Genomic DNA, 21,224 nt, shown 5'->3' with positions numbered 1-21,224 from the left:
GCCCGTGAAATGACAAAGGACGAGCTGCCCTTGCCGGCCGATCTTTCGCTCCTGGAAAAAAGCCCGCCGGGGCTGATCATCCTGTGGCGGGAAATCGTCCGGGACAAGCTTGCGCTTGCTTCATTGGTATTTGTTTTGCTCATTACTTCGGCCGTTTACATTACCTCGTTTGTGCTGGATCAGGCGCAAGTGGTCCGGGTCGATCTGTTCGCGCTGAACAAGCCGCCCTCTTCGGATCATTGGCTGGGTACGGATTACGGCGGCCGCGACATCTTCGGACAACTGATTATCGGCACCCGCAATTCGCTGACGATTGCGTTTCTCGTGACGGCGCTGACAGGACTAATCGGCATTACGGTCGGCGTCGTGTCTGGCTACTTTGGCGGTATGATCGACAATTTCTTTATGCGGGTGGTCGACTTCTTCCTGATCCTGCCGTTTCTGATGATCGTCATCGCCTTTATCGCCGTCGTGCCGAAATACAGCATTTACTCGTTTACGCTCATCATGACGGCCTTCCTGTGGATGGGCATCGCCCGGCTCATCCGGTCCAAGGCGCTGCAAGAGCGGGAGCTGGATTATGTGAAGGCGTCGCGGACGATGGGCAGCTCGCACGCCGCCATCATCTTCAAGCAGATCATGCCCAATCTGAGCTCGATCATCATCGTCACGATGACGCTTAATCTCGCTGCCAATATCGGGCTTGAATCGGGGCTGAGCTTCCTCGGCTTCGGATTCCCGGAGGACACGCCGAGCCTCGGTACGCTGGTCAGCTATGCACGCAACGCGCAGACGCTCGAGAGTCGGCCATGGATATGGTTACCTGCATCCGCACTGATCCTGGTGCTGATGTTGAGTATAAATAATGTCGGTCAAGCCTTGAAACGCGCCGCCGACGCCAGACAAAGAAGAGGATAAGGGAGGAAACAAAGATGTCCAAAGCAATGCACGCCCGATTATGGCTTCCTGCGCTGCTCGCGATGATGCTCTTGCTCGCCGCCTGCTCCAACGGCGCCAACAACCCACCGGCAGATCCGCCGGCCAATTCCGAGAACGACAGCAATTCAGAGTCGCCGTCGAACACCCCGGATAAGGAAGCTAATGAGGACGGCTTGTTCAGCATCGATGATTTTAATCAAATTAAAACAAACCAAGGGGAGGAAATTGACGGAGGCACGTTAAACGTCGGGCTGGTGTCTGACACGCCGTTTGCCGGCACCTTGAACTTTAACTTCTACAGCAGCGCCCCGGACTCTGAAGTGCTGACCTGGATGGACGAGCCGATGCTCACCTGGGACGCCAGCTACGTCTATACGAATGACGGGGCGGCCACGTATGAGATCTCGGAGGATGGCCGCACCTTCACCTTCACGATCCGCGACAATGTCAACTGGCAGGATGGCACGCCGGTAACCGCCGAGGACTGGCTCTTCGCCCATGAGGTGATCGGCCACCCCGACTACGATGGCCCTCGTTATGATGGCAGCATGATCAATGTCGAGGGGATGGCGGAGTACCACGACGGTACGGCGGACACGATCTCGGGCATCGAGGTCGTAAGCGACAAGCAGCTGCGGATCACCTACATCGAGGCTACCCCGTCGCTCGTGACGGGCGGGATATGGGCCTATCCGATGGCCAAGCATATCTTCAAGGACATCCCGGTCGCCGAGATGTCGGCCTCTGCCGCGGTTCGCCAGAACCCGATCGGCTTCGGACCTTACAAGGTCGAGAGCATCGTACCCGGCGAGTCGGTCGTCTATGTCAAAAATCCGGATTACTGGCGCGGCGAGCCAAAGCTCGACAAGGTCGTCCTGCGAGTCATCAACCCATCCAATGTAATACAGGAGATTCGGACGGGCGGCGTCGATGTCGTAGGTTCGTTCCCGGTTGATCAATTTTCGGACAACGCCAATCTGTCCAATGTCGAGTGGCTCGGCGTCGTTGACCGCGCGTATACGTACATGGGCTTCAAGCTCGGCACCTGGGATGCCGAGGGCAATAAGGTAGTGCCGAACCCGGACGCCAAGATGGGCGACGTCAATCTGCGCAAGGCGATGTGGATGGCGGTCGACAACGACACGGTCGGCAAGCAATTCTACAAAGGGCTGCGCTGGAACGCGACGACGCTGATCCCGCCTTCGCACCCGGAATATCATGACGCGGACAACCCTGGCGTCGCCTACGATCCGGAAGCCGCCAAGCAGCTCCTCGAGGATGCGGGCTACAAGCTGAACGGCGAGTTCCGCACCAAGCCGGACGGCAGCGAGCTGGTCATTAACTTCATCTCCATGACGGGCTCGGAGATCGCAGAGCCGCTATCCCGCTACTATGTACAAGCGTGGAAGGAAATCGGTCTTAACGTTCAACTGGAGATGATCGAGTTCAACGCATTCTACGAGCGAGTAGGCAGCACAGGAAAAGACGACACGAACGTCGATGTCTATCAAGCGGCGTGGACGGTCGGCATCGACGTCGATCCGGCAGGCTTGTACGGCCGCGACGCGCTGTACAATTTCAGCCGTTATGCCAGCGACGAGAATGACCGCTTGCTCAAGGAAGGTCTCTCCGAGCAAGCATTCGACAAGGACTACCGTCTGAAGGTGTACAAAGAGTGGCAGGAGCTGATGGTACAGGAGGTGCCGGTATTCCCGACGCTCTATCGGGCCAGCCTCGTCCCCGTCAACAATCGCGTACTCAACTACTATATCGGCGACGGTACGAAGATGTATCCTTACAATGTCGCTCTGAGCCAGGATAAGGCCTTCGTCGCTAACTGACGAGAATGTAAAAAGGAGCCTGCGGGATATCGCCGCAGGCTCCTCGTTTGTTATGGGAGAGGTATACGGAGGCATGAGGTAGTATTATGAAGTCGCAGTCTCGCTACGATATAGAGCCAGATTGCCCTCGTGCTGCTGGCGCAGGAAGCGGCGGAAGCGCAAGCTGTAGGCATCGAGGAAGCGCTCGTAGGCTGCGGGCTCGGCCTTGCCTGCGACGAGGTCGGCGACGAGCGCGATGTACTCGTGCGACAGGCGCAGTCTCCGGGACAGCTCGGCTGGATCATCGGTCGCCGCGCCATGGCAAGGGATCAGCGTCAGCCCCTGCTCCTCCGCGATAAGGCGCGCAAGCGTGGCCAACGTCTGGCGATAGCCGGAGTAGCTGGCCGTCACGAACGGGAACTCAAGATCTGACAGATAGTCGCCGGTCAGCAGCAGCCGCTCGCTCTCGATATAGGCGATCAGCCCGTCCCGGTTATGCCCGATCCCGCTATAGAAGCGGATCGTCGTCGCTCCGACCGTGAGGCGCTGCCCCTCCTGATCGATGACGAGATCGATCGGCGGATAGATAACCGGATACGGACGGTCGATATAATAGTCGTCATCGATCGCCATCACCTCCTCCACCGCCGCCGTCGTATCGGGATGCTCGGCGAACGCCCGGCTGGCTATCACCGTAGCATCTGCGAAAGCGCCATAACCGGCGATATGGTCGCTGTCGGAGTGCGTGAGCAACAGATAGAGCGGCCGCCCGGCGCGGATCGCTTCGACATGGTTGCGGATCGCCGCGACCTCATCAGGCAGATAACCGGGATCGACGACGAGCACGAGGTCCTCAGTAGCGACGACACAGCTGTTCAACGCATAGAGACGGCTGGTAAAAAGCTCATAACAACCGTCGGGCGTTCTGTAGTGCGGGTCTAACGGATCCATACATCCAACCTCCTATCCTGAAAGGATTAGTCTAGATTTTCTGAATATGGGAGTGCTTAAAGTCGGTGTCATACTTCAAGCCATATCCCACCAAACGGTCCAGGCCAATATGAGCGATCCAGATGAAGCTGATCATCGTCAAGGCATTGATCGAAAGCGACCATCCCGCTACCAGCAGCAGAACCGGCGTAATATAAATGTGGCCAAGGTTGTACACGTAGGCTCCGATTCTTTTGTTGACGGCGTAGCCAAGCATAAAAATATCGGGTGCGAACAACAGCAGCAGAAATACCCACCAGCTAAAACCGTTCGTGAAGTAAAAATAACTGGCGGCCACCAGCACCATTAAACCTTCTAACCGGATCAAGACATTATTCATGCTTGTCATCTCCTCTAGGATGAGTCGTAGCTCGCACGCCATCCAGCATCCAGTCGACTCCACGCGAAACTTGCTCATAAGCGATTGGCTGAGAGGCCAGCAAGGGGGGCGATTGAAGTGTCAGTCCATCGAATACAGCTTGAATGAGCATCGCCAACGTCTCCTTGTCCTCTTGCCCGAGCGGCAGCTCCATCTGATCCAGGACGAGCAGGATGCCGGTTCTCATCTCCTGGTAGAGCCTATCCAACTCGCGAGCGAGCTTTTCATTGCCGACGCTCTCCAGCCAGAGGCTGACGAGCAAGGTGAACCAGGTCGGGTTCTCCTTGCGGAACGTCACGACATGCCGCAGCGCTTGCTGCATCACCTCGGCCGGCGATCCCTGCAGGTCTACCTTCGCCATAGCTTCCCGCATGCCACGATTCAGCATCCACTCGCGCACCACCTCGACGAGCAACGCCTCCTTTGTGCCGAAATGATAACCGATCAACCCTTGTGCGACGCCCGCCCGGGCAGCAATATCCTTCATCGTTGCCTTGGCATAACCGACCTGTCCCAATTGCAAAAAGGCCGCTTGGAGAATTGCGTTCCTTCGCTCATCCTGATTAGGTGTTGTCATTGTGGTCACTCCCACACTGTTTGATCGAACAGTCAGTTCGTAGATTAAGTGTATTACTGTTTGATTGAACAGTCAATAGGAGCTTTTGGTTGTGTATCTCATGCATTAAACCTCTACATTTTCAGCCGCAAGCAGCCAACTGCTTTTTCAAGTATGCTCTGCTCACGAAGGAGCATAAACTTTGTTGAATAATCATTGCAAGATGAGGCTGAGTAGATTATCACCTCTAATGCTTTGTCAAAGGTCATCCACTTCACCGACATACAAAGCTGCATTTCATTCTCAGTAAGATTTAGATGACTAGGAGTGGCTTTACTAGTAACTATAGCAATAAAGCAGTAGGAGAATTGCATAAAGTCATTTCTATTTTTGTGTTCCTCTATGTAACCTAACTCATAAATGATTTCTGCTTCATAACCCGTTTCTTCTTGGATTTCACGCAAAAATGCTTCCCTAATATTTTCTCCCTCATTGATCCCCCCGCCAGGTAATTTGTAGAGGTCATTTTTTGACAAATGCATCATGGCAACGTTCATCTCGTCATCGATCAAAACACCTCTTGAGCCATAGCGTGTAACGGTGCACATATATTCAGGTGTTCCGCCTTCAAAATCGCTATGAGTTATCTTTCTGATTAATTGCATAAAACCACCTCCCTCTCAGTGTAAATATGATAACACCTAAAATCGTCCTGATAATACTCTCTGCCTCAGACGTATTGAGTTACAATATTTTCAGTTACTTTTACAGTTGAACTTGATGCAGTTTGTTTCTCTGCTGAGTATCAAAGAAATCGGCGAAAAGACTGGAGATATGGTTAGTGAAGTAGTCAATCAGGCTCCAGTCTTTGATGAGTTTGAGACAGTTATTTTTATTCAGGGACAGTTATTTGAGCGTTGGACAGGATCGTTTATTTACTAAACTCCCGCTGTCGCATCGCTTCGTACAGCAGCACGGTGGCAGCCATCGCCACGTTGAGCGATTCGGAGCCGCCGCGCATCGGGATGCGGACGCTGGCGTCGAGGAGCGCCTGCACCTCCTGCGACAGGCCGCGCGACTCGCTGCCCAGCACGAGCCACGTCGCCGCCGTCCAGTCCTCGGCGTAGCAGTTGTTGTCCGCATGCAGACTCGTCCCGATGAGCCGGGCGCCGTGGCGACGGGCCTCCGGCAGCAGCTCGGTCAGCTCGCCCTCGATGACCGGCAGATGGAACAGCGAGCCCATCGTTGAGCGCACCGTCTTGGGGTTGTACAGGTCAACGCAGCCGCGGCCGAGCACGACCGCATCGGCGCCCACCGCATCGGCGCTGCGGATGATCGTTCCGACATTGCCCGGGTCCTGTACGCCGTCGAGGACGACGACAAGACTTCCCTCGAATAGCCGTCCTGTAGGAGGTCTGAGCTTGCGTGCTACGCCGAACACTGGCGGAGGGGTATCGGTGCCGGTGCAGCGTGCGATGATCTGTTTGGAGGCCGCAACTCGCTCGACCCCGGCTGCCTCTCCCAGCTCGGCAGGCCAGCCCTTGACGACATCATAGACGATACACTCCAGCTCGGCGTTTTCCTTGAGCGCTTCCTGCACGAGATGTACGCCTTCGACGAGGAAGGAGGCAGTCCGGTCGCGGTGTTTTTTGTCCAGCAAGGCCGCCCAGCCCTTGACCCGACTGTTCTGCACCGACGTAATATGTAATTCCTCATGTTTGGACATTTCTTAATGATCAACCTTCCTTAGTATTACAGGTTATTCCGACCATTATACCATAAGTCGTCGAGATGAGGCTGCAGATCGAGCAACAATGTCGCGCAGGCGTCGGCATGAAACGCAGCCCGGAAGGGAACGATAAGTATCGTGCACAACGTCTTGCACCGTCCCTCGTGGGGACGCCTGCGAAGCCAAAATCAGGTTGGAGGGATACGAAACGTGAACGACATCAATCTGCGACAAGCCATCATCCAGCGCGTATATGACAAATCGAACGAAGAGCTGACCGATGTAATCGAGAGCTCGATCGGCAGCGATGAACGGGCGCTTCCTGGCCTCGGCGTCCTCTTCGAGATGATCTGGCTGGAGAGCGATCCGGCTCAGCAGCAAGCGATGGTCGGCAGTCTGCATGCCAAGATCCAGAAGCAGACGCCGGTTCAAGCCGAGTAGTAAGGCTCGCTCCGATACACCACGATGCCGTCGACTAGCGTATGGCTAACCATCGGGTAGCCGTCGAGTTGCTCGACGATCAACAGATCGGCGCGCTTGCCGGTCTCGATCGAGCCGACCTCTGCTTCTGCTCCGAGCGCCTGTGCGGGATAGAGACTGGCCATCGCCGTCGCCTCCGCCAACGAGACGACGCCATCGTCAGCCAGCTTGAACACAGCGGCCAACAGCGATGCCGGATGATAATCCGAGCAGAGCACGCGGGCGCAGCCGTCCCGGATCGCATCGACGGCGCTCATATTGCGATCATGCGAGCCGCCGCGCACGACATTGGGCGCGCCTACGCATACATGCAGTCCCCGCCCGGCCGCGTGCCGGGCGGTTTCGATATTCATCGGGAATTCCGATACGGCGATGCCAAAGGCGGCGAATTCGTCGACCCGCTCCGGCGAATCGTCGTCATGCGAAGCGACGGCAATGCCGCTGCGAGCAGCGAGCTGTCCGAGGTCGCGCAGATGCGACCAATCGACGCGCCGCTGACGCGCCAACAGATCGCTGACGATCTCCTGCACCTCGTCGACGGTAACGCCCTGATTTTTCATCACATACCGCTCGAAGGAGCCCGCCTCCCGATACTGCCCCTGCCCCGGCGAATGATCCATAAACGACAGGTAGTCCACCTGCCGCTCGGAGATGAACCGCTCGACGATCGGCAAGCCGTCCAGATGCGCCACCTCATACCGCAAATGGATGCCGTGACGGACCAGCGCCCGCCGACTGCGGAGCCGATGGATCAGCTCAATCATCCGGGTGAGCAGATGATCTCCTCGCAGACTTAAGCCTACCCCCAGCGACAGCGAATGATACATCGAGGTAATGCCATGCACCGGCAGCTTGCGCTCGAACTCCAGGAACGCCATCTCCAGCGGGAACAGCGTCCCCGGACGCGGCTGCACCTCCTTCTCTATCGCATCGCAATGGATATCCACCAGCCCGGGCAGCACATAGCGGCCCCCCGCATCCAGACGTGCATAGCTACCCGCCTCATGCTGGCTGAGCCAGCTTGCGCGGTCCTCCTCGCTCTCCAGGATCGCCTCGATCCGACCCCCGGATAGGGCGATATCTGCCACAGCCAGCCGATCCGGCAGTACGACCGTTCCGTTCGTTATGTATAGCTTCGTATTCATCTCGTCCCCCCAACTCGCAGTCTATCCTTCTATTGTATGCGTTCGGGCCACAAAAAAACAGTCCGTACGGGACGGACTGTCGATAGCTTTTGGCGCTGTCTATGTGTCTATGCTCATCAGGACCGCGAGGCTCAGAGCGCATCCATCGGCGCTGGACGCTCGCAGGTGCTCTGCATGATGTAATGCTTGCCCTCCGCCGAAGCGACGTGGAAGCCATGCATCGCCTCAAGCACATGATAGGCCATCTCCCCGCTCGCCCGATGCGGACGGTCTTCGGCGATCGCGCGGGCCATATCCGCTACGCCGATGCCGCGATTGTTGTCGGTGTTGCCATGCGTCAAGGGGATCTCCTCCCAGTCGCGCGAGCCTGCCTTGCGCAGCTTGACAACGCCGCCGAAGTTGTTGGGATCGGGGATGAGCAAGCTGCCTGAGCTGCCATGCATCTCGATGTTCGGCAGCGTGCTGCCGCCCTTCGTATCGAAGCTGGTGATCAGCGTACCGACCGCACCGCTCTCAAAGTCGATCACCCCTGCGATATGCGTAGGCGTCTCGACCTTTATCACCTGACCGTGCTTGGGCTGGCTCGTAATCGTGCGCTCCGGATAGGAGATGACGGCCGAGCCGGTCACCCGGCGGATCGGACCGAGCAGATTCACGAAGGCTGTCAGGTAGTAAGGTCCCATATCGAACATCGGCCCGCCGCCGACCTTGTAATAGAACTCCGGATCGGGATGCCACATCTCATGCCCGCCGAACATGACGAAGCCCGTCACCGAGATCGGCGTGCCGATCGCACCTTCGTCGATCAGCTTGCGCACCGTCTGGATGCCTCCGCCCAGGAAGGTCTCCGGCGCGCTGGCCAGACGCACGCCATGGCGTCTCGCCGTCTCCAGCATCGCGAGCCCTTCCTCGCGCGTGACCGCGAGCGGCTTCTCGACATAGACATGCTTGCCGTGCTCCATCGCCTGGATGCAGATCTGTGCATGCGCCTGCGGGATCGTCAGATTGACGACGATGTCGATGTCCGGGTCGGCCAGCAGCTCGTCGACCTGCATCGCCTTGGGCACATCGAACTCTGCGGCGCGCGCTTTGGCCCGCTCCAGATCGAGGTCGGCGCAGGCGACCACTTCTACCTCCGGATACGACTTCAGGTTGGTGAAATAAATCTTGCTGATGTTGCCGCAGCCGACGATGCCTACCTTGCTTCGCTTCATGTTAGCTATCACTCCTAGGTTTAGTTCGCGGCTCGCCGCCAGGGAAGCGAACCGCTTGATGCCTGATCGGTCCGGTTAACGCGCAACCCACAGGAAGCCGCGACGCATCAGCTCTGTTACTTGCGGCATCGCGACGATGTTGGCGACATGGCCCAGCGTGTTGTGGAAGACGCGTCCTTGTCCCCACGTCTTGGTCCAGACGACCGGCATTTTCACGTCGCCGAAGTTCGTCGTCGCATGCACCTTGATCGCCGGATCGACATGCATATAGTATTGCTCCGAGCTGACGTCAAAATCGCCGATGCCCTCTGTGAGCGGGTCCGCCGGATCGACCATCTCGATCCGATAGTTGACGCCGTCGCCGCCGGGATGCGATACCCACTGACCGCCGACCATGTACTGGTACTCGACCTCGTTGCGGAAGGAGTCGGACATCCCGCCGTGGCAGCCGGCGATGCCGCATCCGGCATGGACCGTGTCGAGCAGCGGCTTGAGTTGCTCCTGCTTGATCGTGCTCATCGTCCAGATCGGTACGATCAGGTCGAGCGAAGCCATCAGCTTCTCATCGGTATACGTATCCAGCGAATCACTGATGGTGACGTTAAAATTCTCGGCCCGCAGGACGTTGGCGAACAGCTCCGCTACTTGCTGCGGCTCATGGCCGTCCCAGCCGCCCCAGGTTACTAATGCTTGTTTCATGATGAAATCCATCCCTTTCTAGAGGTTGTTCAAAAAGCTCGCTTTTGAAAACCGATCTTTTTGAACACGTATTTTAAGTAAGCCAAGTGTTAATCGTCGCTCTATTGCATCTCTGTGAGGCTGACCCATCTACGCTCGGCGATCGAGCGGTCGACCGCCTCCAGCACTTCCTGACACTTCACGCCGTCAACGAAGTTCGGCACCGGCTGGCGGTCGTCCGCGAGCGCCTGCATCAGCTCGTGCACCTCGTGCGTGAAGGTATGCTCGTAACCGATCGTATGTCCCGGCGGCCACCAGGCGTCCATGTAGGCATGCGCCGGATCGGTCGCCAGCACGCGGCGGAAGCCTTGCACATCCTCGGCGTCGTCGGTGAAGTACACCTGCAGCTCATTGACGCGCTCGAAGTCGAACTTCACGCTGCCCTTGCTGCCGTTGATCTCGAAGGCATTGGTACAGCGATGACCGGCTGCGAAGCGGGTCGCCTCGAAGCTGCCGAGCGCGCCTTCTGCGAAGCGCGTCAGGAACAACGTCGCATCGTCGACCGTCACCGGCCCGCGCGGCGCGTCCTTGCTGCCCTTGGCGCTCAGTCCGGTCATCGAGTCCGGCAGCGGACGCTCCTTGATGAACGTCTCGCTCATCCCGATCACCTCGCCGAACTCGCCGACCAGGAAACGCGCCAGGTCGATTAGATGCGCCCCGAGGTCGCCATGCGAGCCCGAGCCTGCGATCTCCTTTTGCAGCCGCCAGACGAGCGGGAAATCCGGGTCAAGGACGAAGTCCTGCAGGAACTGAGCCCGGAAGTGATAGATTTTGCCGAGACGTCCTTCCGACACCAGCTTTTTGGCCAGCTGCACAGCCGGAGCGAAGCGGTAGTTGAAGCCGATCATATGCTTGATGCCCGCCTTCTCCGCGGCCTCCAGCATCTCGCGTGAATCCTCGAGCGTCAGCGCCAGCGGCTTCTCGCAGAAAATATGCTTGCCTGCCGCAGCGGCAGCCAACGCGATCTCCTTGTGCGCGTCGCTCGGCGCATTGATATCGATCAGGTCGATGTCGTCGCGCTGTACGAGCTGACGCCAGTCCGTCTCGGCGCTCTGCCAGCCGAACTGCGCACGCGCTTGCTCAATGCCTTGCGGATCGCGACCGCAGATCGCCGTCATCTCCGGCTTCAGCGTATCCGGGAAAAACATCGGCAACGCCCGATACGCATTGCTGTGAGCCTTGCCCATAAATTTGTAGCCTACCATACCGACACGAACCGGATTCATCTCACATACCGCCTCTCAAATTATAGGATGTTGTTGCTGCAAACCTGACGATTCGCGAACGACCAGTTGCAGCGGCAGCTCGCCGCCCGTCTCCCCCTTGCTCTCCTTGGCCAAAAGAACCCGCGCTGCCCGTCGACCCATCTCGAAGAAGGGAACCGCCACCGACGAGAGCTGAGGCTGCGTCAGCCGCGAGCCGTCGGAATCGTCGTAGCCGATCAAAGCGTAGTGCCGACCAGCGATCAGCTCATGCTCGCGCAGCCCCTGCAGCAGACCGATCGCCATCCGATCGTTAGCCGCGAAGATGCCGTCTATCGCCCCTTGGCTAATCTGCCCGGCCAAGGCGTCAGCCAGCTCATAGCCGCTCTTGCGGCCGAAATTGCCCTGATAGACCAGCGTCGACGCATAAGACAACCCCGCCTCCTCCAACGCCTGCCGATAGCCCAGCTCGCGATCGATGCTGTTGGAGTAAGTGAGCGGGCCGTTGACGAGCGCGATGCGGCGGCAGCCATTGTCGATCAGATGACCGACTGCCAGACAACTGCCCGCTACATGATCGGCATCGACCGAGCGGAACGGCTCGCCATCGAATCGTTGGTTGATCAGGCAGAACGGATGCGACTCCGCCGCCAGCTTGGCCAGCGCCTGCCGCTCCTCCGGCAGATCCTGCAGACCGAGCATGATGCAGGCATCGACCTTATGGGTGCGAAACAGCAGGTCGTAATCTCTAGGCTCATCCGGCCGCCGGAACATCAGCAGCAGATCGTAGCCCTCCTCCTTGGCTGCCTCGCCGATCCCGCTTAATATCTCGGAGAAGTAGTAGGTCGAGAACAGATGGACCTTGGGCAGCGAAGGGATGATCACCCCGAGATTGCCGCTGCGCTTGCGGGCGAACCGTTGCGCCAGCTGACTCGGCACGTACTTGAGCTGCTCGGCTGCCTCCAGCACGCGCCGCTTCGTCTCCTCCCGCACCGGGCCGACGCCGTTCAAGACGCGGGATACCGTGGCCTCGGAGACACCCGCCAGTTTCGCTACCTCTTTTCGCAACCGATGCCCCTCCTTGCGATGTATGTCTGATCTGATGATGACTGTATAACTTCAATGTACACGCGTACATTTTGCCATGAATACGCTACCTTGTCAACGGTTTTTGCTCCCCCGCATATCAAAAAGACGATACGGTTGGCTGACAGCCTGACCTGTATCGTCTATGGATTCGCGGGATTCGTCTGATCGCGCCTTAAGGCGCCATCTCCAAAAACTTGGAGGTTGGGTTTTTGTCCATCGCGGTGCGCATGGCGTACTCGTTCTCGAACAGGGCGACGTAGTTGCCCTTTTTGTCCTTGACGAGCGTCGAGTTGATACGGTACTTGGTCGGATCGATCTTGTCGTCGACGATCCAGCGCGCGAACTGGAACGGCAGCCGGTGCAGCAAAATATCGACGCCGTACTCGCCCTTCATCCGGTACTCGAACACCTCGAACTGGAGCTGGCCGACGACGCCGAGGATCGTCTCGTCGAAGCCGCTCGTCGTATGGAACACCTGGATCGTGCCTTCCTCGGTAAGCTGGTCGATGCCCTTCTGGTACTGCTTGTGCTTGAGAGCATTCTTGACCGTCACCTTGGCGAAGATCTCGGGGGAGAACGTCGGCAGCTCGTTGAACGTCACCGCTCCGTTCTGCGAGAGCGAGTCGCCGATCCGGAAGATGCCGGGGTCGAACAAGCCGATGATATCGCCCGGATAGGCCGACTCGACGATGTCGCGATCCTGCGCGAGGAACTGCTGCGGCTGCGACAGCTTGATCTCCTTGCCGACCCGCACATGCTTGACGCTCATGCCGCGGTCGAAGCGGCCCGAGCAGATGCGCAGGAAGGCGATGCGGTCGCGGTGCGCCGGGTTCATGTTGGCCTGGATCTTGAACACGTAGCCGGAGAACTTCTCCTCCGTCGGCTCGATGATGCCCTCGGTGCTGGCGCGAGGCGCAGGCGACGGCGCGAGCTGGAGGAAGTTCTCGAGGAACGTCTGGACACCAAAGTTGTTGACGGCACTGCCGAAGAAAAGCGGCGTCAGCTCGCCCTGCTGCACCTTCTCGAGGTCAAATGGATCGCCCGCCACATCAAGCAGCTCCAGATCGTTGCACAGCTGCTCATGCAAATACTCGCCGGCCATCTGGCCGATGATTGCATCGGTATAGCTGTCCACCTTGCGCACCTCGATCGTCGAGTGGTCAGTGCCCTGGAACAGCTCGACCTGGTCCTTCATTCGGTCGTAGACGCCGCACAGCTCGCGCCCCATGCCGATCGGCCAGTTCATCGGCACCGCGCGGATACCGAGCACCTGCTCCAGCTCCTCCATCAGCTCGAACGGGCTCTTGCCCTCGCGGTCGAGCTTGTTGATGAAGGTGAAGATCGGGATGCCGCGCTTGCGACACACCTGGAACAGCTTGATCGTCTGTGCCTCGACGCCCTTGGCGACGTCGATGAGCATGACGGCGCTGTCCGCCGCAGTCAGCGTCCGGTAGGTATCCTCACTGAAGTCTTGGTGACCCGGAGTATCCAGAATATTGATGCGATGGCCGATATAGTCGAACTGCATGACCGAGGAGGTGACCGAGATGCCGCGTTGCTTCTCGATCTCCATCCAGTCGGAGGTTGCGTGACGGCTTGCCTTGCGCGCCTTGACCGAGCCGGCCAGACGGATCGCGCCGCCGAAGAGCAGCAGCTTCTCGGTCAGCGTCGTCTTGCCCGCATCGGGGTGAGAGATGATCGCGAACGTCCGCCGCCGCTCCACCTCTTTTTTCAGTTCATCGGTTAATGTTTTGCTCATGCTTGCCTTCCCTTCGTTCGTAGCCATTACTTACTATTCGACACCCAGATGACGTTGTCCTCGTCCTGTCCATTGACCGGCCACCAGTGATAGCCGTCCTTGGCCAGCAGTTGCTCGGTCTCCTGCGGGCCCCACGAGCCTGCCGGATACGTCGGGATCTCGCCCTCGTCCTCGCGCCAGGCGGCTGCGATCTTGTCGACGAAAGCCCAGGCATGCGCCACTTCGTCCCACCGGGTGAAGTACGTCGACTCGCCGCGCGTCGCGTCGAAGATGAGGCGCTCATACGCCTCGGGCGTATTCAGACCGATCAGACAGCTCTGGCAGAACTCCATCACGACCGGCTGCACCTGCGAATCGGAGCCTGGCTTCTTGGCGTTGATCTTGATGTAGATGCCCTCCATCGGGTTGACCCGGATGACGAGCAGATTGGGGTTGAGCTGATGCTTGCCGCCGAACAGCACGTTATTCGGGACGTTCTTGAACTCGATGACGACCTCAGTCGTCTTGACCGGCAGCCGCTTGCCCGTGCGGATGTAGAACGGCACGCCTGCCCAGCGGAAGTTATCGACCATCACCCGTGCGGCAAAATACGTCTCGGTCCGAGAGTCCGGCGCGACGGAATCCTCCTCACGATAGCCCGGCAGATCCTTGCCGCGCAGCGAGCCGCTCGTGTACTGGCCGCGCACGACATGACGACGGACGCGCTCAGGCGTATCGTACTGGCGCAGCGAGCGCAGCACCTTGACCTTCTCGTCGCGGATATCCTCGGGATGGAGACGGCTCGGCGGCTCCATCGCGATCATGCTGAGCATCTGCAGCATATGGTTCTGCCCCATGTCGCGCAGCGCTCCGGACTTGTCGTAGTAGCCGCCGCGCTCCTCGACGCCGACCGTCTCCGACAGCGTGATCTGTACATTAGCAATATGCTTATTGTTCCAGAGCGGTTCGAAGAAGGCGTTGGCGAAGCGCAGCACCTCGATATTCTGCACCATCTCCTTGCCGAGATAGTGATCAATACGGAAAATATCCTTCTCGTCGAACACCTGCGAGAGCTCGTCGTTGAGCTGCTGCGCGGAAGCCAGATCGTAGCCAAACGGCTTCTCGATGACGACGCGATGCCAGCCGGTCGTCTCCAGCAGGCCGCCGTCGCGCAGGTTGTAGGACACCGGTCCGAATAGCGAAGGCGCCAAGGCCAGATAGAATAGCCGGTTGCCCTGGATGCTGAACTGCGCGTCCAGTCGCTGCGTCAGCCGACCGAGCTCGCGGAAGCCCTCCAGATCGTTGATGTCCAGCGACATATAGACGAAATGCTCGGCAAAGCGGTTCCACAGCTCGGCATCATCGGCCTTGTAGCGGCTGAACTCGACGATCGAGTTATAGACATCCTCGCGGAATTGCTCGTCGGTGCGCGGACGACGCGCCAGTCCGACGACGGCAAAGTCCTCTGCCAGCTTGCCTTCTTTATAGAGACTGAACAGTGCCGGGAACAGCTTGCGCCGCGCCAGGTCGCCCGTTGCGCCAAACAAATAAAATACCGCTCCCGCGGCCGCAGTCATATCGGGTGTATATTGATCTGTCATAGTTTTTCATTCTCTCCTATGTAGTAGAATGCATCTTTTGGTTGATCTTGTACTGTAGTTTAGCATATCTGACGTCGAATCGCTATTGACCTCCCGATAAAAAATACTGATCCGTTCCTATAGATAATGTGATGAACCTCCCTGTGATCCGGGCCTAATCCTCTACTCTGCAGCGGCTCGTCCGCGAGCGCTATAGTCGCCGGTGATGAGCGGCACGCCGCCAGAGATCGTATACCGTCCCGTGAGCCGATCGAAATGGCTGGCGAGTTGGAGATTGATACGCGCATCGCCGCTTAACACCGTGCGCCCTAGACGATCCGTATAGTATGTGCTGCTATCAGAAGTGTCATCCTCATATCGCTCTTGCAGCGTCGCTCCCGCCGCCTCGGCGATCCGTCTCCCTGCATCCGCCTGCTCGGACACGCCGCGGAAGGCTATCGACCACTCCTGCTCGTCGCTGGCAGGGGCGACGCGCTCTACGAGCTTCGCAGCCGTGCGAAGCGTATCGGTCGTCGCGCCCGGATCGGTCTCGAGGAGCAGCACATAAGCCAGCAGCGCGTCACGCTCCGGCCCCTGCGGCTCCGCCTGCCAGAGCGTCCAGTGGCTGCCCTCGACACTCCTGCGGGACACCAGACCCTCGGTCGAGGCGGTCGTTGGCGGCAAGCCGAGGCCGGCGGCCAACTCCGACAGCTCGGCAGACGTTGCCCGTCCGTCCCAGCGCAGCGACCATTCCGAGCCGGAAGCCCCATCCGAGAGCCAGGGGTCGGCCCATCCCCATAGCTGCTGTGCAGTATCCTCAAGCTTATCGCTCGCAGCTCCTCCGACCGGGGCGGGATTTTCGTAACGGATCAACCAGATCGCGCAGGCTACCAACACCAGCAGCGCCAGCCAGACGGCGCGCCATCGTTTGCTTACCGCCGAGTCGTTCGTCATCCAAGTTCTCCTCCTCTTCCTCCGGCAAAAGCCGTGACATTTGGGCATTCGGCCCATACGCATTCGCCCCTGGGTGAATATACTGCTCGCAGAAAGCTCTCTGGGAGGTGTCTATGCAATGGAACCGATCTATCCGCTTCATGAGGAGCGGATCAATCAATTTTGCGGGCAGGTCGTCTGCGCCGTCATGAGAGACGGCAGCCGGTACGTCGGCGTGCTGAGCTCATGCAAGGGCGGTCAACTGATGCTCAACGGCGACGCGCATGGCGGACACGGGGGTCATAGCGGCCATGGCAATCATCAGCCTGGCATTAGCGGGGCCGACATCAGCGCCGTCAAGCCGGCTAAGAAAAAACCGGCCAAAGCGAGCAAAAAGGCTGCGAAAACAGAAGTAACCCCGACCGCCGAGACGCAAGCCTTCGGCCCTTATGGCTATCCTGGCTACAATTATGGCTACGGCTACTATCCGTTCGGGCCGCCGCTTGCGCTGGATCTGGGGCTGCTGGCCTTTCTGTTCCTCCTGATTTAATCGCGATTGCGAGGGGCACGCGGGGAGCGCCGTCTGCGACGACGTTCTCCGCCTTCTTCATATTGATTTCCATTTTGCGCTTCATTTTCCTGCTTATTCCGACGAATCTTCGAAACGCAGACCTATTTATTGAGAAGAGGTGGTAAAATCATCCTGAACCGGGGTAAATAAAAGCAGAAGCTCATACTACGGCAAAGGCAGGTGCGCACAACGATGACCTCCACGCGAAGCATTATCCGAACCGGCTATGCACACCGAATCGAGCCGGTCATGCCCTACGCCCAATACCCGCAAGCGTACGAAGAGTCCCTCGTCTCGCCGTTCAGCAGCCACTCTTACTTTGGCAAAGGCACCTGGGCCCGCTCTGTCCGGGCGGCAGCGGAAAGCGTACGCGGATGGCGCGAGCAATGCGAGGCAATGGTGGAGGAGCTGGAGCGATTCCGGGCCAGCAGCACCTCGCCGTGGCGCGAACGGCGGCTCGCGATCGACGGCGCAGCGGTCGTCGGATCGGTGCGCCGCGAGGCCAGACTGCATACATACAGGATACGTATCGTCTCTCCTTCGCGAGCGGAGACGCTGCACAGCTACGACCTTGCGCAGCAAGGGGAGGCAGTCGCCGGAGCGGGCCGCCATCGCTTCTCGGTGCGCGTCGGCGAGACGACGCACGAGCTGACGATCCGTCTGTCGTCGCTCGATCATAATGGGCGGATGCTGGCCAAGCTCCGCGAAGCGATCGCGCAAGCCGGGCTCGGACTGCGCGTCGCCCTGCTGGCCGACAGCGACCGCCAGCTGCTGTCGCTCGAGATCACTGGCGACGAGCCGTTCCGGCTGGCCGATCTGGAAGGCTCGCTAGCGGCATCGATCGGCATCGCACGCTCCTCGACCGCAGCCGAGCACGCCCGCGTCGTCATCGATGACGGGCCAGTGCAGGAGAGTCACGGCAACCTGCTGCTGCTCGATCGAGGCCGACTGCGGCTGCGGCTGGTCGAAGCAGGGAGCGTGCAGGAGGCGCTGAAGCGGCGGGTTGCGGCTGGGAGAGTAGAGTTGGAGCCGGGACAGCCGAAAGCGTCTGGTCGTGCCGAGGTGGATGGCGCGCTACTGTCGGGATTACACTTCGCTGGGGGCGAGGCGACGCAGTCGACAGTGAATGTGCGGGTAGAGTCGGATACTACCGCTATCCGCGAGAGCATCGTCAGTCTGCTCGAAGGCATCAATCTGCTGCTGAACCCTGGCAGCGGGACTGCCGAAGCGCTCAATCCGATGCGGAGCTCTGGCGGCGGGACTGCCGAGACGCTCAATCCGATGCTGCCGCAGCGAGTTCGCCACGCGATGGCACATCCGGCGTGCGCTCGTTTAGGGATCGTTAAGTCCAAGCATGATGTGTGGATGCTCGACGAGCGCAGGCTGCTGCCCTCGCTGATGGTCGATCTGGATAGAGCGGAACGGGAGCTGGCCGGCCCTAACGGGTGGGCAGCACAGCTGCAGGAGACGCTCCGCCGTCTGCTGGAGTTGCCTGCACGAGAAATGATGAACCCGGCAGATCATATGATGCACCAATTTACCCTCTACGAGGCTTCGATGCAGGCTTACTGGCACATGCCCCACAGCGGCTGGATGATCAACGACCAGGCTTAGATGCAACGAAAGCAATAGCCGAGCGCCGCCCCAGGCGACTCGGCTTTTGACACGCAGCGAGCAGTGCGCAGTTCCTGGCCGTAGCTTGTGATGTGCATTCGTGGAGCGCATTACCGATGACATAGTTCGTAATGCATCAGTCGGTGGCACTCGCTCCGAGCCATAGCCCGTCATGCGCATGTTGTGGGACGCTCGCTCACGGTCGTAGCCCGTCATGCATATGTCACGGGGACGCTCGCTCACGGTCGTAGCACATCATGCGTATGTCACGGGGACGCTCACTCACGGTCGTAGCACATCATGCGTATGTTGTGGGACGCGGTATTCATATTCACTTAACTGCAAAAATACCTTTAAAAATGAAGAGATCCAGAGGAAATGGGACTTTAAGTGCAATTGTACATTTAATTTTCGGCTATTGGTCGTTTCCTCTCAAAATCAAAGAAAATAAATGTATTATTGCAGTTACGGGTAGCTAAAACGGCCTGTCGGTCAGAAATAAGTGTACTTTTGCAGTTACGGTATGGCATCGACTACGACATGGCGTGAAGATGAACAAGCCAATTGCACTGTAACAATTAATTGGCGCCGTACTAAGTTTGCATGAGACAATCAGCATTACACATTCAGCACTACATCGACGCTCAGTGCCCATCCGTTGCAGGGAAGTGGGGCTAATTCGGTGCCTTGAGAAATTATTTTGTGGGAATGAAGCCCCCATGTTACATCACATCGGGGTGAAACGGCGGCAGCGGTCGCTGGAGAATCTAAGGCTTGCGGCTTTTGTTGCGCATGGCTCGGATGAGCTTGACCCCTGCGCGCTCGCCAGATGCAAACGCTTGGTATTCCTCCGATTCCACAGGATAGAGCGCCAGCTTGCCTGCTTCATCGAAATGAATGCCCCAGCCGAACTTCTTGGGCAGCATGGAGGCCCGCAGACAAGGCTGGGACTTGCCGCTAAATTCCGCCCGCAACGCCTCGCCCTCCTGTGCCAGATCGGTCCCCGATAATTCCCGGTGCCGCAAATGCGCTTCAATCAATAGCTCGTCCGAGGTATATCGATAGGGATGATTGGTCGCCAGCTCATACTCCAGCCCGGCCTTGGTCGGCACTCCGCTCCGCAGCGGCGGCACGACGCCGCGCTCTGCCGGGCAGTCCTCTGCTAATGTGATGAAGGTCTGATAATAGTTGGTGTCCATCGCGTTTACCACTCCTTCTTCGCCGGTTTGTCCAACAGGCTTATACTTGAAGGGTATCCCGAATTCCTGAGAAAGTAAACCGCGTTTTCGGTCATCGCGTCGGGCACTGCGTCAGGCCACGTTTCCTCTTTTTTTCTCGCTCCTATTTGGCTTAGGCGACTGTAATAAGGTACAATAGGAATCAGCATACAGGGGCTTGGCGTTCCGGCATACATCCCGGCAGCGTCAGTCCTTGCATAGTGAAGAAGGGCGGTTGCGGTACGAGTGGAAAATGAAGAACTAATCTTGACCCAAGAGGGGCTAGCCAAGCTTGAGGCCGAGCTCGAGGAGTTGAAAACCGTTAAGCGTAAAGAGCTCTCCGAGCGCTTGAAGGTGGCGATCAGCTACGGCGATCTGAAGGAAAATAGCGAGTACCATTCCGCCAAGGACGATCAGGCGTTTATGGAGACGCGTATCCTCCAGATCGAACGGATGCTGAAGACGGCTAAAGTCGTCGATGCGAGCTCCATCCAGGCCGATATCGTCGGTGTTGGCAGCTCTGTCCTGCTGCTGGACGTGGAATTCAATGAAAAGATCACCTATCAGATTGTCAGCCCAGTCGAGGCTGATGTGGCCGATAACAAGATCTCTTACGAAAGTCCGCTCGGCAAAGAGCTTATCGGCAAGCGGGTCGGACAAAAGGTCAATGTTAGCGCCCCGGTCGGAGTTATCACTTATGAATTGCTCGAGATCAAGCTTGGCTAAATCATCGGTGGATCCCATCGTTAATCGAGATTAGCCCGATCGGCCTCTCAAATGGAAACGACCCAAAAACCTTCCTTCCCGCAATAGTGGGGAGGAAGGTTTTTTGAGATATCTTCATGATGGGGCTCACAAATTACACAAGACCGTGTCGCAGCCAGTGCTCCCCTGACTCTCATCCCTGGCAGCTGCAACAATCGGATCAGTGCCCAGGCGTGTTGCGCAGCAACAGCACCTCGACCGGCTCGCCCGCCGATGCGCCGCTCGAGCCCGAGCCGACCTTGATCAGCCCCTCTGTATCCGGCAGCGACGCCATCATCCCCGACTTGCCGTAACCGAGCGGACTGGCCAGCACGCGACCCGCGTCGAAGGACAGTCCGCATCGCACATACCGGTCATGCGGCGAGCCCTTGTCGATGTCCTGCGCCAGCTCTGCTGTCAACGTCGACGGCAGCGGCGATTCGTCGCCCAGACGCTGCCGCAGCAGCGGATGGCCGAACAGCTCGAAGCCGACGAAGCAAGCCCCCGGGTTCCCCGATAGGGCGAGCAGCGGCTTGTCCCCGAGCA

Annotated in this window: 20 protein-coding genes and 1 pseudogene; 6 read left to right on the top strand and 15 right to left on the bottom strand. The window is 58.4% G+C overall.

What is annotated here, in order from left to right; all coding sequences use genetic code 11:
* The first annotated feature begins 9 nt into the window (after positions 1-9).
* Together PA598K_RS16425 and PA598K_RS16420 are read left to right on the top strand one after the other, a co-directional pair.
* Positions 10-918 (top strand): ABC transporter permease, encoded by a 909-nt coding sequence (locus PA598K_RS16425; protein ID WP_128658017.1) that lies wholly within the window; start codon positions 10-12, stop codon positions 916-918.
* Between the two features lie 14 nt (positions 919-932).
* Complete coding sequence (locus PA598K_RS16420) at positions 933-2,780, top strand: oligopeptide ABC transporter substrate-binding protein (RefSeq protein WP_128658010.1); 1,848 nt, start codon at positions 933-935, stop codon at positions 2,778-2,780.
* An 84-nt stretch (positions 2,781-2,864) separates the two neighbouring features.
* Here the strand turns inward: PA598K_RS16420 and PA598K_RS16415 are convergent, their stop codons facing one another.
* The 5 genes from PA598K_RS16415 to PA598K_RS16395 all read right to left on the bottom strand — a co-directional run bounded on the left by PA598K_RS16415 (position 2,865) and on the right by PA598K_RS16395 (position 6,410).
* Positions 2,865-3,710, bottom strand: a complete 846-nt coding sequence (locus PA598K_RS16415) for an MBL fold metallo-hydrolase (protein WP_128658009.1) — start codon at positions 3,708-3,710, stop codon at positions 2,865-2,867.
* 31 nt (positions 3,711-3,741) lie between these two features.
* Complete coding sequence (locus PA598K_RS16410) at positions 3,742-4,089, bottom strand: DUF4260 domain-containing protein (protein WP_128658008.1); 348 nt, start codon at positions 4,087-4,089, stop codon at positions 3,742-3,744.
* A complete protein-coding gene (locus PA598K_RS16405; RefSeq protein WP_128658007.1) occupies positions 4,082-4,705 on the bottom strand; it encodes a TetR/AcrR family transcriptional regulator in 624 nt (207 codons plus the stop codon). The genes PA598K_RS16410 and PA598K_RS16405 overlap by 8 nt, the downstream gene beginning before the upstream one ends.
* A gap of 113 nt (positions 4,706-4,818) precedes the next feature.
* Positions 4,819-5,349 carry an NUDIX hydrolase gene (locus PA598K_RS16400; protein ID WP_128658006.1) on the bottom strand — a complete coding sequence of 177 codons (531 nt, stop codon included), beginning with the start codon at positions 5,347-5,349 and terminating at the stop codon, positions 4,819-4,821.
* A 266-nt stretch (positions 5,350-5,615) separates the two neighbouring features.
* Positions 5,616-6,410, bottom strand: a complete 795-nt coding sequence (locus PA598K_RS16395) for a TrmH family RNA methyltransferase (protein ID WP_128658005.1) — start codon at positions 6,408-6,410, stop codon at positions 5,616-5,618.
* Positions 6,411-6,623: 213 nt separating this feature from the next.
* Between PA598K_RS16395 and sspI the strand changes: the two genes are divergently transcribed.
* The gene (gene sspI / locus PA598K_RS16390; RefSeq protein WP_128658004.1) at positions 6,624-6,854 is read left to right on the top strand and encodes a small acid-soluble spore protein SspI; all 231 of its coding nucleotides are present in this window, start codon (positions 6,624-6,626) and stop codon (positions 6,852-6,854) included.
* Here the strand turns inward: sspI and PA598K_RS16385 are convergent.
* From PA598K_RS16385 to PA598K_RS16350, 8 genes are all read right to left on the bottom strand, one after another.
* A complete protein-coding gene (locus tag PA598K_RS16385; protein WP_128658003.1) occupies positions 6,842-8,038 on the bottom strand; it encodes an alpha-D-ribose 1-methylphosphonate 5-triphosphate diphosphatase in 1,197 nt (398 codons plus the stop codon). The genes sspI and PA598K_RS16385 overlap by 13 nt on opposite strands.
* Before the next feature lie 131 nt (positions 8,039-8,169).
* Positions 8,170-9,252: a Gfo/Idh/MocA family protein gene (locus tag PA598K_RS16380; protein WP_128658002.1), complete on the bottom strand. Its 1,083-nt coding sequence runs from the start codon at positions 9,250-9,252 to the stop codon at positions 8,170-8,172.
* Positions 9,253-9,327: 75 nt separating this feature from the next.
* Positions 9,328-9,951 (bottom strand): ThuA domain-containing protein, encoded by a 624-nt coding sequence (locus tag PA598K_RS16375; RefSeq protein ID WP_128658001.1) that lies wholly within the window; start codon positions 9,949-9,951, stop codon positions 9,328-9,330.
* A 101-nt stretch (positions 9,952-10,052) separates the two neighbouring features.
* Entirely contained in the window at positions 10,053-11,216 is a 1,164-nt protein-coding gene (locus PA598K_RS16370) for a Gfo/Idh/MocA family protein (RefSeq protein WP_128658000.1), read from the bottom strand.
* Between the two features lie 15 nt (positions 11,217-11,231).
* The gene (locus tag PA598K_RS16365) at positions 11,232-12,260 is read right to left on the bottom strand and encodes a LacI family DNA-binding transcriptional regulator (protein ID WP_128657999.1); all 1,029 of its coding nucleotides are present in this window, start codon (positions 12,258-12,260) and stop codon (positions 11,232-11,234) included.
* A gap of 193 nt (positions 12,261-12,453) precedes the next feature.
* On the bottom strand, positions 12,454-14,040 hold the full coding sequence (locus PA598K_RS16360) for a peptide chain release factor 3 (RefSeq protein WP_128657998.1): 1,587 nt from the start codon (positions 14,038-14,040) through the stop codon (positions 12,454-12,456).
* Positions 14,041-14,066: 26 nt separating this feature from the next.
* The gene (gene zwf, locus PA598K_RS16355; protein ID WP_128657997.1) at positions 14,067-15,620 is read right to left on the bottom strand and encodes a glucose-6-phosphate dehydrogenase; all 1,554 of its coding nucleotides are present in this window, start codon (positions 15,618-15,620) and stop codon (positions 14,067-14,069) included.
* Between the two features lie 162 nt (positions 15,621-15,782).
* Positions 15,783-16,553 carry a YwmB family TATA-box binding protein gene (locus PA598K_RS16350; RefSeq protein ID WP_185602026.1) on the bottom strand — a complete coding sequence of 257 codons (771 nt, stop codon included), beginning with the start codon at positions 16,551-16,553 and terminating at the stop codon, positions 15,783-15,785.
* Between the two features lie 118 nt (positions 16,554-16,671).
* Here PA598K_RS16350 and PA598K_RS16345 point away from each other — a divergent pair, with 118 nt between their 5' ends.
* Positions 16,672-17,082, top strand: coding sequence for a hypothetical protein (locus PA598K_RS16345; protein WP_128657995.1), 411 nt, complete (start codon positions 16,672-16,674; stop codon positions 17,080-17,082).
* Positions 17,083-17,295: 213 nt separating this feature from the next.
* Complete coding sequence (locus tag PA598K_RS16340; RefSeq protein ID WP_128657994.1) at positions 17,296-18,717, top strand: hypothetical protein; 1,422 nt, start codon at positions 17,296-17,298, stop codon at positions 18,715-18,717.
* A gap of 767 nt (positions 18,718-19,484) precedes the next feature.
* Here the strand turns inward: PA598K_RS16340 and PA598K_RS16335 are convergent.
* Positions 19,485-19,916 (bottom strand): DUF6157 family protein, encoded by a 432-nt coding sequence (locus PA598K_RS16335; RefSeq protein ID WP_128657993.1) that lies wholly within the window; start codon positions 19,914-19,916, stop codon positions 19,485-19,487.
* A 264-nt stretch (positions 19,917-20,180) separates the two neighbouring features.
* Between PA598K_RS16335 and greA the strand changes: the two genes are divergently transcribed.
* Positions 20,181-20,660: a transcription elongation factor GreA gene (gene greA, locus PA598K_RS16330; protein WP_128657992.1), complete on the top strand. Its 480-nt coding sequence runs from the start codon at positions 20,181-20,183 to the stop codon at positions 20,658-20,660.
* Positions 20,661-20,859: 199 nt separating this feature from the next.
* Here the strand turns inward: greA and PA598K_RS16325 are convergent.
* Positions 20,860-21,224: pseudogene (locus PA598K_RS16325) on the bottom strand (gephyrin-like molybdotransferase Glp); the annotation flags it as partial.

The sequence above is a fragment of the Paenibacillus sp. 598K genome (assembly GCF_003851045.1).
Lineage (GTDB): Bacteria > Bacillota > Bacilli > Paenibacillales > Paenibacillaceae > Paenibacillus_D.
Note: the sequence above shows the minus strand (reverse complement) of the source record. Positions and strands in the feature narration are given on the sequence as shown.